The following is a 12,841-nucleotide window of genomic DNA, read 5'->3' on the forward strand; positions in this document are numbered from 1 at the left end:
TATCGGTCCATTCTAGGGGGCGGGACCGCCAGCCTCTGTATGTCAGCGCACTAAGCGGATGACATGGAGGCCGGCGTTTGCGGGTCAACTTAGAACATATACGTGAGACTGAACCGCAAAGTGCGTCCAAACAGCGGCCTGGCCACGCCACGATTGCGCGAACCGTCCGGCGACAGCAAGTCGTTGAACAGCGGGTCGCCTTCGGTGAACGACAACTGGTTGGTCAGGTTGGCCACGTGCAGGTGCGCGCTCAGACGCTCCGTGATCTGGTATTGCGCGCCCGCGTTGATGATGTGATACGACGGGAACAGGGTCACGTTGGTGTCGGACGCCTCGGAGAACCGCGAACCGTAATGCTGGTACTGCGCGTACACGCTCACCGGGATGTCGGTCAACGGCTTGAGATCGAACGACGGCATGAAGTTGAACATCACCTTCGGCAAACGGCGCGGACGACGACCGTCCTCGCTGACCTGCACGTAGTGATAACCGGTGATGACGCCCTGCGCGTCCTTGTCCTCCTGGGTGGTCGTATAGCTGGCGCCTTTGACTTTCGGATTCTGCATCACCATATTGCCCTTCAATTCCAGCCCCTGGACAGCGGCCGGACGCCACGACAACTCGACTTCCGCGCCGACGTTCTGGATACCGCGCTGATACAGCTGCGCCACATCCGGGCAGGAATTGATCTGCGTGACACCGCCGGCGCTGGTGCATTGCGATGACTGGATATCCTTGTAGATGTTGACAGCGCTGCGCGGCGAGAACTTGTTATAAAACGCCGCGACCGAGGCGCCAAAACCACGCGTCAGGTAGCGGAAGCCCATCTCGTACTGGCGGATATGCTCCACGGCGCTGACTTCCACCGTCCGGCCATTGACGACGGTCGCCGTCGCCGTGGTCAGGTTGTTGATATCCTCCAGGCTAGGCAGCCGGAAGGAGTCGGACGCCAGGCCATACACGGCAAACGCCTTGCTGAAGCTGTAGTTACCGCCCAGCGACCAGCCAAAGCCGTGATACGTCTTGTTCAAGGTCTGCGGAGCGCCCGGCAGGCTCACCTCATTGTCGGCCGTCGTGTCCTGGGTCGAACCGACAACCACATTGGCTGGCGTCAGATCGGTGATGACGTTGCGGTCGCGCCGCACCCCGTCCGCTTTGAGGTTCTGCCAACGCACGCCGGCATCGATCTTCAGCTTGTTGCCCATGGTTTCCCAGTGGTCGAGCAGATAAGCGGCGTTGCCGTCGCCCCGGATGTCGCTGACAAAACCACCCCATCCCGGCAGGATCGCTCCGCCCTGGGTCAGGCTTGGACCGACCTGGTTGCCTTGCGCGTCCACCGCGATCAGATCGACCGGGCGCGATTGATTGGAGACGTCGCTGACCAACAGCGCCTGCTGGAAGTTCGGCTTGTAGCTGTAGCGGCTCTTGTACACGCCGACCGTCAGATCATGCGCGCCTTTCAGTTCGAAGGACTTTTGCGTCTTCAGGTCCAGCGAGGTGCTGGAGGCGTCGACGTCGGCGACAAACGGGATCATGAAGTTCAGATTCGCCGATGCCGGTACCGGCGTGCCGTCGTTCAGATAGCGTCCGGCCACGCCGGTCGCCTTGGCGTAGCGACGGATGAAATCTTCGCGGCTGATGTTGGCCAATGCGCCGCAACCCTCTCTGCTCGGCACATTGAAGAAGCCGACCAGTTTGGGATTATTCAGGTTGCACGCCAGCGCAGCGCCGTGTGCGGGCGAGATCACGTCGTTCTGATAGCGCGCATTGAGGAAGTTGGTCGACGTCGCGGTGTCGTTACCGGTGAAGACGGCGTTAAAGCCATTGGTGCCGGTGGTGTGACGCAAGCCGGCGGAGAGCTTCCAGCCATCCTTTAACTCGTGCGAACCGCTCAACGTGAAGAGCTTGAAATCCGGATGGATGCCGTCGGCCTGGTCGATCGTCCGGGTGCCGTACTCGCCGATCATATTGAACTTGCGGTTGTACGGCGACGCGGTGGTGCCGTGCGCGAAGTCTATCCCCAGCGGTTCGATCGTGTCCTGGTTGATCTTGGTCGGATTGGCCGGCGTGCCCGGGTTGACGAAACGCGGCACGGAAATCGGCAGGTTCTGGTAGAACGCGGTGCGGTCGTTGATCACCAGCGCGTCGCCGCGCAAGGTGGTCTTGCGATCGTTGCTGGTGTAGACAAGATTGCCGCGTACCTGGCCGCCCCGGTCGGCCGTGTAGCCGGTGTCGCGCACGCCGTCGCTGCGGCGATAGAAGCCGCCGACGGCGCCGGTCAGGTTGGGTGTCAACGGGCCGGAGACAAAAGCGTCCTGCCGGATGAAGCCATAGTCGGCGTACTCGATCTTGTAGCCGCCCGCGAGATGGTCGCCGCCGGTACGGGTGACGTGGTTGACGGTCGCGCCCAGGCCATTCGAATACAGGATGCCGCCCGGACCACCCTTGACCAGCTCCACGCTCTCGGTCATCAGGTCGTCGCGGATGAAGACGTCGTTGTTCATGAACGGCGCCTCCGGCTCCTCGAAGGCTGGCAAGCCGTCGATCAGTTGCGGCGCGAAGCGATAGCCGCCCGTGACAGGCAAGCCGCGCACCGTGATGTTGTTACTGGCCTCGCCGGCGGCGCCGCCCTCCGAGTAAATGCCCGGGAAGTTGGCCAGCATATCGGCGGTGCTCATCGGCGCGAGGCGCTGGATCTCCTCCGCCGTCAGGGTATTGATCGAGAACGTCGCGTTTTTCTTGGTCGTTGATTTGGTCACGCCGGTGACGATGACGACGGCCGACGGATCGGCGCCGGTGGCGTCGGCGGTTTGCTGGCCACTGACTGCGGCGGCGGCAGGGGCGGCGATGCTGTTCTGCTGCGCGAACACCAGCGCCGGCGCCAGGCAGATCGCCAGTGCCGCCGAACGGATGATGTAACGGTTGTATCGATTGATAGGGTAAGTCATTTTGCATCTCCTTTTATGATTATCAGCCGCGCTGCGACGGCTTGTGCAAGTTTTGGTTGTCCAACGTTGTCATGAGGGTTACAAGGGTTTATCGGCAGTCGCGCACCTCCTCCAGTCGCGGCATGTCGGCGCCGCGCCGGGAACAGGTAATGGCGGCGGCGCGGCCGGCGAAGGCCAGCGCCGCTTGCAATGTCGGTGCGTCCAGGTTCCGCACCGCGGCGCGGGTCAACAAGTCTTGTTCGTCCAGGTGCGCCAGCAAGGCCGCCTGGAAGGTATCGCCGGCACCGACGGTATCGACTACGCCGATCGTCAGGGCCGGCAGTTCCAGCGCCAGCGTCGCGGTCGCGGCGAGCACACCATCGCCACCGCGTGTGACCACCACGAGCGCCACGCCGGCATCCAGCGCCATGTCGATGAAGGCGCGCGGCGACAGGCTGGGATACAGATGGCCGATATCCTCGTCGCTGATCTTCAGCAGGTCCGTCTTCGGCAGCATCCACGCGATGGCGTCGGTCCAGACTTTGCGGTCAGGCTGAATCGTCAGCCGCACGTTGGGATCGAAAGCGATCAGGCTTCGGCCATGCTGGCGCGTGACCAGGGTACGCAGGGTCGACGCGACCGGTTCCACAGCCATGCAATAGGAGCCTACATGCACCGCCGCCGCATCCAGCGGCACTTGTTCCAGGTGCGCGGTGGTCACGGAACGTTCGGCGGTCTGGCTTCCGTACAAGGTGTAGGCCGGCACGCCGTGCGCGTCCACATCGATGGTCACCAGCGCCGTTGACGCATCCGGCCGTGGCGCGCAGGAGATGTCCACGCCTTCACGCGACAACGTACCGGCCAGCTTGCGGCCAAACAGATCCGCCGACAGCCCGCCGAAGAACGTGGGCCGCCGGCCCAGCCGCGCCAGGCCGATCGCCAGATTGAAGGGGGAGCCACCCACCCGCGCCGACAACGCGAAACCGGTGTCGGTATCGCCGTCGGAAAACACATCGAACAAAGCCTCGCCACATACAATGATCATGCCGCCTCCGCTGCGCCGGCAACGCCGGCCGCCCTGTTGTTTACATTCCCTGGCTCGATCCGCAAGCCAGCTCCGTCGAAAACGTGCACCCTGCCGGCCATGGGACTGACGCGCCACGCGGCGTTGGCGGCAGGCGGCTCGCCCTTGACGACCACCATCAACGGCTTGGCCAGGCCGGGGACGGCGAGGTGCACATAGGATTCCGCGCCCAGTCTTTCGACCAGGATTACCTCGCCCTGTATCGCGCCTTGCGGGTCCGCCACCAGATGCTCCGGGCGGATGCCGACGGTGACGGTGCCCGCCTGCGCTAGGGCCGGCGCCGGCCAGTCCAGCCCTGCGGCGCCGATCCGCAAGCGGCTGTCCGCGCCAAGGGAACCGGGGGCCAGATTCATCTTCGGGCTGCCGATAAAGCCGGCGACGAACACATTGGCCGGATGGTCGTACAGATGCATCGGCGCGCCGATCTGCTGCACGCCGGCGGGTCCCAGCACGACGATGCGGTCGGCCAGGGTCATCGCCTCGACCTGATCGTGCGTCACGTAGACCATGGTGGCGCCGAGTTGCTTGTGCAGGCGGGCGATCTCCACGCGCATATCGGCACGCAGCGCGGCATCCAGATTGGACAGCGGCTCGTCGAACAGGAACGCGCGCGGCTTGCGCACGATGGCGCGGCCGATGGCGACACGCTGCCGCTGCCCGCCGGACAGCTGCGGCGGACGACGATCGAGCAGGTGTTCCATTTGCAGCATCTTCGCCACCGCATGCACGGCGACCTTGATTTCCGCCTTGGGCACCCGCGCCAGCCGCAGGCCAAAGGCGATGTTCTCGAATACGCTCATGTGCGCATACAAGGCATAGCTCTGGAATACCATCGACAACCCGCGCTTGGCGGGTGGCGTGTCGTTCACCGTCACGCCATCGATGCGGATTTCGCCGGCGCTGATTTCCTCCAGCCCCGCGATCATCCGCAGCAGCGTCGATTTTCCGCAGCCAGAAGGACCGACCAACACCACGAACTCGCCATCTTCAATCGTGAAGTCGACGCCCCGCAGAATGTATTGCGACTCTTTACCCGGATAGGTTTTCCCTACCCCTTGCAATGCGATTGTGGCCATCTCAGTTTCCTTTCACTGTGGCGCCCATCGTCCACACCTTGAGCGCGACGATGCGGTCGCCGGGCGCCGCCAGCAGCGCCAGCCCGTCGGCGTCGGCACGGGTTGGGTAGGCGCGGCTGGTTAGGCTCTTACGCTCATTGACATAAGCCTCCACCATCGAGCGGTCCAGGAAGACGCGCAGACGCAGGTTCTGCGATCCCAGGTCGAAGGTGCCGCCCTGCACGCCGTAAGATTTCCCTTCGGTCGAACGCATGCGGTCGATTTCCAGACGACGCGCGGCGCCGTCGACGTACAAATCGGTCGCCTCGGCACGGCCGGGAGCCACCCGCACACTCAAACCGCGCCGGGCAACCTGGGAGGAAGGCGCCAGCTCAAGTTCGATCTCGAGTCCATCGCCGTGCAGCTCTGCCAGCGCCTTGGCGGCATCGGCCACGCCGACGTCGCGCAGATCCAGCAATTGGCGGCGGCGCAGGCTGGCCAGTTCGGAGATAGGCGCGAGCCGCAGATCGCCGTCCGACCCAAGCGATAGTGCGATGGGCAAGCCGCCGTTGTGCGCCCAGCCGGCATCCCACTCGTCGCGCAGTGAACGTTCGCCCTGCGCGATCGAAAACACGATCGAACGGCCGGTTTTGGGATCGATAAACCCGCTCGGGCCAGAGAAGTGCCCCTGTCCGACATCGAACACGCGCGGAGCTTCGCTATCGGGTTTGAAGCGCGCACTGGCGGCGTCGAACACGCCGATCCAGTAATAGGCCTGGCCGCGCACGTCGTTCAGGAACACGTGCCGCTCGCGGCCATCCGCACCTTTCCCAATCGGCAGCAGCACCGGCAGCTCCCAGGTTTTTTCAAAGTCGGGGTAAGGCTTGGCATCGATTGAAAACAGCGGGCCGCGCGGCTTCCAGTTGATCAAATCCGCCGATTCGTAGACCAGCGCAGTGCCACTGCGTCCCGGCAGCGCCGAACCGACCAGCTGGAACCAGCGCTGGCGGTCGCCATCACGGAACACGAACGGATCGCGGAACTCGCCGAAGCGGCCCATGCCCTCCTTCTGCAAGGTGACTGGCGTTGGATGCTTCTTCCAGCAGGTCAGGTCAGGGTCGCCGACATTACAAGGCGTCGCCATGCCGGTGCGCTGGTTTGGCCGCGCCTTGTCGTTACCTGCGGTGAAGAACAACACGGGCGTTCCATCGGCGGCGTAGGTGGCGCTGCCGGACCAAATACCGTCGGTCGCCAGGCCGTCATCTTCGGGCGCCAACGCGATGGGCAGTTCGCGCCAATGGACCATATCCGGACTAGCCCAATGCCCCCAATGGATCTGATGCCAGAACGGGCCAAATGGATTCTTTTGGAAGAACAGATGGTATTGGCCCTGATAGTAGAACGGCGCATGCGGCTCGTTCATCCAGCCCGCGTCGGGCATCACGTGGTACTGCGGGCGGTGGCGATCGCCGTCGAAGGTACTCGCCGGGATGTTCACATCGGCGGCAGACAGCTTGGGCGCCTTGCCCGCGTGCGGCGCCAGATCTGCGGCGACGATTGCTGCAAGCGCTGCGGCATCGGATGGACCGGCGCCGATACGCACCTCGTCCATCAGTCCGAGGAAGGTATTCAGTTTGAAAACGCCGCCGATCTGCTCCGGCTGCGAGTGGCGGCCAATGGTCAGCGGGCGTTCCGGCATGGCGAACGATCCCCCGGAAGGCAGCACCTTGTCGGCGACCGGTTCACCGTTCAAAAACAGCGCCACTCGCCGCGCCACCGGATCGTAGCTCGCGGCCACGTGCGACCAGGTATCGCGCGGCAGCTTGCGATCGTCGACCCGCACATCGGTGACTGCGCCACCGACGCCCACCTTGATGCCCCAGGTGCCGAAACGGTAGACGCCAAACGAAAAACCCTGCTTGGCGCCCGCGTCGAACTGGCTGACGAAGGCGGAATAATGCCCGCCGTCGCCCCATTCGAAAGCGTGCGGCGCCACCCATGCGCTCAAGGTGAAGCCGCCCCGCAGTTGTGCGCTGGTCAGCGCGGGCGCTGTCACGTCGGTGGAATAGCCGTCAAACAGCAGGCAGCCTTGATGGATGCAGCTTGCCGCCGGCCGCCACAAAGGCGCCGAGTCGGGCTTGAAGCGCGCACGGTTGAACACATAGTTCACCTGGTCGCTGCGTCCGGACAGCTGTTCGACGGTCTGGTTGCCGCGCTGTTCGTCCAGTCCCCAGCGTGCCAGCGGCGGTGCGTCAGCGGCAGCCATGGCCTGCGTGGCGGCCATCGAAGCCGCAAACAGCAGGCCGGCGATGGCGTGGTGATAATTCATATTGTCTCCTCCAGCATTCTATTTTTATATACGACTGTCTATCGTTGTCATTTCAGCGCCGGAGAATCGTCGATCGCGTACAGGCCGTTCTCCATGCGCAGCGGGATCGGATCGCAGATCTGGCCGACGAACTGTCCGTCCGCGCCGGTGTCCTCGAACGCCATCAGGCTGTCGTTGCCGGTCAGCGGATCGCGCAGTATCTTCCCGGCGTAGCGGCGGCATGGGATTTCGCCATCAAGGAAACCGGGCGCCGGCTGCCAAGGTCCGAGCGGATTGTCCGCCACCAGATAATGGGTGCCGGAGACGCCGCCATTGTGCTGCGCGCGCATCTCTTCGGTCCAATGGGCGGCGACGTTACAGAACACGCAGTACCAGCGGCCGTCGCGCTCGAACACCTGCGGCACTTCCAGCTGGCCATAGTGACCGCCTGCATAAACGGGCGCCGTCGCGGTCCAGGTCACGAGATCCGGCGACACCGCATGGCCGATAACGCCGCGAGCATAAAGCGGACCGTCGTTGCGGCGCGCGGTATAGAACATGTGATATTGGCCGTCGATTTTCTCCGCCAGCACCCAGGGGTCGCGCAAGGCACGGTCGTGCCAGCGGCCTTGTTCGTGTTCTTCGTAATAGCGCTCGTCCAGATCCAGCGCCAGACCAGTGCCGACGCGTTCCCACGGGCCGTCCAGGCTATCGGACGTGGCATGGCCGATACGCTGACGCATGCCGTTTTCGGCGCGGCAGGTGCCCGTGTAAAACAGGTGATAGCGCCCTTCGGCCTTGATCACGGAGCCGGTCCAGGTGGTGAAATCGTCCCACGCCGGCGACGCCGATGGGCCGAACGCGGTGCCGAGCGAAGTCCAGTTGCGCAGGTCCTGCGAAACCGCGTGGCCGATCGAGACGTTCCAGTGGCGCAGGTCCGGGTTACCGATGGAGCGGTTGGCCTGCAGGAAGAACAGGTGCTGCTCGCCCGCCTCCTCGAAGTGCCAGAAATCCCAGATGAATTTGTCGTTCAGTTTAAGTGTCATGTGTAGTCCAAAGTTAGCCCTGTTAGCCCTTGATGCCTGTGCCGGCGACCGATGCGACGAACTGCCGCTGGAACGCCAGGAACACCGCGAGCACGGGTAGAGTAATCACCGATGCGTAGGCCATGATCTGCCCCCACGAATTGGTGCGTCCGAAGAATTGCTGTATGCCCGGCTGCACCGGGCGGAACGCCTCGCCCTGTATCACCATGATCGGCCACAGGTACTGGTTCCACGCTGAGATGAACAGCACAATGGCGGCGGTGGCTATCACCGGACCGCTGTTGGGCATGATGATTCGCGCGTACACGGTCCACGGACCGGCGCCGTCCATTTTCGCCGCCTCGTCCAGCTCCGGCGGGATATCGCGGAAGAACTGATAGAACAGGAACACGCAGAAGGCATTCGCCAGGAACGGGATCACCTGCACATGCAGGCTGTTGAACCAGCCCGTGTGCATCACCAATTGGCCATGTTCGATGGCCGGCCACGGAAGCTTGGCAACCAGCGACAGCAGCGGAATGGCGATGACCTCGAACGGCACGATCACCATCGCGACCACCAGCGCCAGCACGAGATTGCGTCCGCGCCAGCGCATGCGCGCGATCGAGAACGCCAGCATGCTGTTGATGATGATGCCACCGACGACGATCAGCGCCGCGATCAGCGTGGAGTTGAGCAGGAAGGACGGCAAGTCGCTCTTCTCGAACACCGCTCTATAGTTTTGCATCGACCATGTCGCCGACGGCAGATACGCCGACCAGCTGTTCAAATTGGCGAATATCGCATTGTCGCCCTTGAAGGACGACACGAACATGAACAACAGCGGCGCGATAAATACGATGCCGATGGCGCTCATGCCGATGAACAGCGCGATATCGCGCAGGGTGCGGCTCGTTTTCACATTCATTTCGCGTCTCCCTTCGAGACCAGCATCCGCTGCAACGCCGACAGCGCCAGCACGATGACAAAGAACACCAGCGTGATCGTCGAGCCGTAGCCCACGTCCTGCTCCTTGAAGCCGCTGCGCACCGCGTGGTACACCACCGTCGTCGTCGAATCGAGCGGGCCGCCGGAGGTCATTACATCCACCTGCGTGAACAGGCCGAACGCCAGCAAAGTGGTCGACACCAGCACGAAGATGATGGTGTTGCGCAGACCCGGCAAAGTCACGTGCACGAAACGCTGCCAGGCATTGGCGCCCATCAGGGTGGCAGCTTCGTACAACTCGTGCGAGATCGATTGCAGGCCCGCCAGGAACACCAGCATCTGGAAGCCGGCGCCCTGCCATGCGGACATCAACGCAATGGCGGGCAATGCATAGCGGCTGTCGCCCAGCCAGTCCGGCCCCGCGTCGGGATCGTGCAGCAAACCACGCAGCAGTTCATTGAGCATGCCGCGATCGGTATTGAGCATGAACGCCCAGACGATGGAAGCGACCACCATCGACGTCACCACGGGCGCGAAGTACACGGTGCGGAAAAATACCCGTCCACAAATTTTCTGGTTGACCAGGATCGCCAGGCCGAGCGCCGCCCCGCACTGCAACGGCAGCACCAATGCCGCGAACAGGAAGGTATTGATCAATGACCGGTAGAACAAAGGATCGGTGGCCGCCAGCACGATGCGCGATTCGCCGATATCGATCTGGAAGGCGGGACGATAGCCTTCCAGCGCCGGCTTTTCTTTGCGGATCTGACGCCAGGTTGGATAGCGCACGCCCTCCTCGTCCCGCACGGCGTTGCCCTGCGCGTCGCGCAGCGGATCGACGACGGCGACATTCAGCGCCAGCAGGCGCCGATAATTATCCAATCCCACATACCTGGTCGGCTCGGGCGACATCAATCGATGATTGGTCATGGTGGCGCCGGCGGCCAGCAACATCGGCAGCACGACGAACAGCGCGAACAGCAGCAGCGCCGGCGAGGCGAAGGCCGCCACCGCAAGCGGATTTTCCCTGCCAAGTTTGGATTTCATCAGCCGCCTCCCGTTTTACGCGCGGCGAAACCGTAGCCGTTGTTGCGCGAGATATTGTGTTCCATCGCCTCGACCGCCTCATCGAATGCCTCGGTGGCGTCCTTGCCGCTGCGGATATCGGCCATCGCTTTTTCAAACGCCGACGACATCGCCGGATAGGCCGGAGTGGCGGGCCGCGACACCGCATAGCGCTTGGCAAACTCGAAGTAGATGCGCCAGTCGCCGCCCGGACGATAATGTTCGGTCAACGCCGCCCCTTCGGCGCTCACCGGCACGAGACCAGTATCGCGCGACGCGGCGGCGATTTCCGCCGGTGATATCAAGTGCGCCAGGAAGGCCGCCGCGCCTTCGGGCTGGCGGCAGCTGCGCGTGATGCCCCACTGCCAGGAAGCCGCGCCGATCTTGGGGCCACGGCCGAAATCCGGCGGCGGCATCACCACCAGGTCGGCGCCGAATTGTTCGCTATACTCGCGCGCCTTCCACGAGCCGGTGTAGTGAAACAGGGAGCGTCCCTGTTCGAAAGCCTTGTCGTCGGCGGGAATGCGCTCGACCAGCTTGTCCTTGAACAGGCGGCCGTAATAGCGGCCCATGGCCACCGCCGCATCGCTATTGAGCACTCCATCAACGCGCACGTAGCCGTCACGGTCTATCAGGTCGGTGCCTGCGCTTTGCAGCCAGGGCGAGAACGCGTAGCTGTACCACTCGCCCTTGAAGCGGCCATTCAGATCCAGCGGAAAGCGATAACGGCCACTCTTCTTGACTTTGGCGAGCACGTCATGGAACTCGGCCGCCGTATAAGGCTGCTCCATTGTCGCCACGCGCACGCCAAGTTCATTCAGCTGCGAGCGACGCGAAAACAGCGCCAGCGCCACATCGAACTGCCCCACGCTATACAACTGGCCCTTGTAGGTTCCACGGCCGCCCTCCAGCAGCTTGGCGACTGCATCGGCTGGCAGCAACGCGTCGAGCGCGCGCACATGGCCGGCCCAGGCGAAGTTAGGCACGGTCGGCTGGTCCATGGCGATGATACACGGCAGCTGCCCAACCAACGACGCCGCAGTGATCGACTCGGTATAGGAACCTTGCGGAATCGCCTCGACCACCACTTTCCAGTTCTGCTGCGCGCGATTGAACCGCTCCACGGCCGCCCTGCCCGAGGCCATTTCGGCGTCGCCGGTATCGTGGCGCCATAGTTTGATTTGCACGGGCGCGGCCAGCACCGGCAGCGCGGCCGAGACCAGCAGGGCCGCCATCGAAACGCGCCTCATCGCTTGGCCTTCATCGCCTGCAGCGCCTTGACCGCGCTGGCCGACGGCGCGGCGACGGTGCCGCGCATGACCGGCACACACGGCACGCGAATGGTGGTGGCCGACGCCGACGATTGTTCCAGCACAAAACGGCCGGACAGCTCGCCGATTTCGCGATACGGCAGCGCGACGGTGGTCAGGCCAGGGTCCAGCGCCTCGGAGATCAGCCGGAAGTCGTCGAAGCCGACGATCGACACGTCGGCCGGCACGCGCAAGCCGCGCCGCTGCAAAATGAAGATGACGCGCATGGCCATCTTGTCGTTACCGCACAGGATGGCGGTGGGCCGGTGGTCGTCGGCGAAGAGACGGTCGACAGCGTCGGTCAGGTGCGAGAACTCGTCCGCGTCGCCCGCCTCGGCGCCGTGGATCAGCCAATCCGGATTCGGGGTGACACCATGCTCGCGCATCGCGCGCTCGAAACCGCGCAGGCGCAACCCGGTCGCCACCATGCCGGGTATCAGCTGCAGAAAGGCGATCTCGCGGTGCCCTCGCTGCAGCACGATCTGCGCCGCCGCGTGGCCACCGCCCTCGTCGTCGGGCACCACCTGCGTGTAGCGTCCCGGCGCCTCGAAGCAGTTGGCCAGCGCGGTCGGTGTACTACCCAGCAGCGGCTCGACGGTGACCTCGCGATGGAACGGCGTGGCGAACAGGATCGCCTCGACACGCCGCTCGCGCATGTCGGCCACCAGCCGGTTGGCGACATCGGCATGGCCGCCGGTCTCGCCGATCAGCATCACCTTGCCCAATTGTTCGCACACGAGCTGGATGCCTTTGATGATCTCGGACGAATCGGGCGTCGTGGTCAGCTTCTCGGCGATGACGGCAACCAGCCCGGTCGGACGGCCCCGCAGCATGCGCGCGGCCGCCGACGGCGTAAATTCCAGGCTGCGCATGGCTTGCTCGATACGGGTGCGGGTTTTCTCCGACACCTCGGTCCCGCCGTTGAGTACGCGCGAGACGGTTTTGATGGATACGCCCGCCTTCTCCGCCACATCGTGAATCGTTGCCACACAGTCTCCTTAATCATTTGCAACACCCTCTGGACATTGCTGTCTTCCGCAAAATGTCCAACGTTGTCATTTGTTTTGCAAATGATATGGATTCCGGGGATTGCCGTCAACAAAAATATCGAATAGTGCT

9 protein-coding genes are annotated in these 12,841 nt (G+C 63.5%); all 9 read right to left on the reverse strand.

Translation table 11 applies throughout. The features are described 5' to 3' along the window. Positions 1-89: 89 nt before the first annotated feature. Complete coding sequence (locus ACZ0BA_RS10865) at positions 90-2,948, reverse strand: TonB-dependent receptor (RefSeq protein ID WP_463451292.1); 2,859 nt, start codon at positions 2,946-2,948, stop codon at positions 90-92. A gap of 88 nt (positions 2,949-3,036) precedes the next feature. Continuing rightward, on the reverse strand, positions 3,037-3,972 hold the full coding sequence (locus tag ACZ0BA_RS10870) for a carbohydrate kinase family protein (protein ID WP_463451293.1): 936 nt from the start codon (positions 3,970-3,972) through the stop codon (positions 3,037-3,039). Next, on the reverse strand, positions 3,969-5,087 hold the full coding sequence (locus ACZ0BA_RS10875; protein ID WP_463451294.1) for an ABC transporter ATP-binding protein: 1,119 nt from the start codon (positions 5,085-5,087) through the stop codon (positions 3,969-3,971). The genes ACZ0BA_RS10870 and ACZ0BA_RS10875 overlap by 4 nt, the downstream gene beginning before the upstream one ends. Before the next feature lies 1 nt (position 5,088). Next, positions 5,089-7,395: a GH32 C-terminal domain-containing protein gene (locus ACZ0BA_RS10880; protein ID WP_463451295.1), complete on the reverse strand. Its 2,307-nt coding sequence runs from the start codon at positions 7,393-7,395 to the stop codon at positions 5,089-5,091. Between the two features lie 47 nt (positions 7,396-7,442). After that, positions 7,443-8,420 carry a family 43 glycosylhydrolase gene (locus ACZ0BA_RS10885; RefSeq protein WP_463451296.1) on the reverse strand — a complete coding sequence of 326 codons (978 nt, stop codon included), beginning with the start codon at positions 8,418-8,420 and terminating at the stop codon, positions 7,443-7,445. A gap of 22 nt (positions 8,421-8,442) precedes the next feature. Continuing rightward, a complete protein-coding gene (locus ACZ0BA_RS10890) occupies positions 8,443-9,327 on the reverse strand; it encodes a carbohydrate ABC transporter permease (RefSeq protein ID WP_463451297.1) in 885 nt (294 codons plus the stop codon). Then, the gene (locus ACZ0BA_RS10895) at positions 9,324-10,394 is read right to left on the reverse strand and encodes a carbohydrate ABC transporter permease (protein WP_463451298.1); all 1,071 of its coding nucleotides are present in this window, start codon (positions 10,392-10,394) and stop codon (positions 9,324-9,326) included. The genes ACZ0BA_RS10890 and ACZ0BA_RS10895 overlap by 4 nt, the downstream gene beginning before the upstream one ends. Continuing rightward, positions 10,394-11,662 carry an ABC transporter substrate-binding protein gene (locus tag ACZ0BA_RS10900; RefSeq protein ID WP_463451299.1) on the reverse strand — a complete coding sequence of 423 codons (1,269 nt, stop codon included), beginning with the start codon at positions 11,660-11,662 and terminating at the stop codon, positions 10,394-10,396. The genes ACZ0BA_RS10895 and ACZ0BA_RS10900 overlap by 1 nt, the downstream gene beginning before the upstream one ends. Beyond that, positions 11,659-12,711 (reverse strand): LacI family DNA-binding transcriptional regulator, encoded by a 1,053-nt coding sequence (locus ACZ0BA_RS10905; protein WP_463451300.1) that lies wholly within the window; start codon positions 12,709-12,711, stop codon positions 11,659-11,661. Before ACZ0BA_RS10905 ends, ACZ0BA_RS10900 begins: the two co-directional genes overlap by 4 nt. Positions 12,712-12,841 lie beyond the last annotated feature (130 nt).

The sequence above is a fragment of the Duganella sp. AC917 genome (genome assembly GCF_979258245.1).

What these genes read in the sequence shown, in the direction of transcription:
- ACZ0BA_RS10865 (WP_463451292.1), bottom strand. Translation starts at nt 2,948, where the DNA reads ATGACTTACCCTATCAATCGATACAACCGTTACATCATCCGTTCGGCG.
- ACZ0BA_RS10870 (WP_463451293.1), bottom strand. Translation starts at nt 3,972, where the DNA reads ATGATCATTGTATGTGGCGAGGCTTTGTTCGATGTGTTTTCCGACGGC.
- ACZ0BA_RS10875 (WP_463451294.1), bottom strand. Translation starts at nt 5,087, where the DNA reads ATGGCCACAATCGCATTGCAAGGGGTAGGGAAAACCTATCCGGGTAAA.
- ACZ0BA_RS10880 (WP_463451295.1), bottom strand. Translation starts at nt 7,395, where the DNA reads ATGAATTATCACCACGCCATCGCCGGCCTGCTGTTTGCGGCTTCGATG.
- ACZ0BA_RS10885 (WP_463451296.1), bottom strand. Translation starts at nt 8,420, where the DNA reads ATGACACTTAAACTGAACGACAAATTCATCTGGGATTTCTGGCACTTC.
- ACZ0BA_RS10890 (WP_463451297.1), bottom strand. Translation starts at nt 9,327, where the DNA reads ATGAATGTGAAAACGAGCCGCACCCTGCGCGATATCGCGCTGTTCATC.
- ACZ0BA_RS10895 (WP_463451298.1), bottom strand. Translation starts at nt 10,394, where the DNA reads ATGAAATCCAAACTTGGCAGGGAAAATCCGCTTGCGGTGGCGGCCTTC.
- ACZ0BA_RS10900 (WP_463451299.1), bottom strand. Translation starts at nt 11,662, where the DNA reads ATGAGGCGCGTTTCGATGGCGGCCCTGCTGGTCTCGGCCGCGCTGCCG.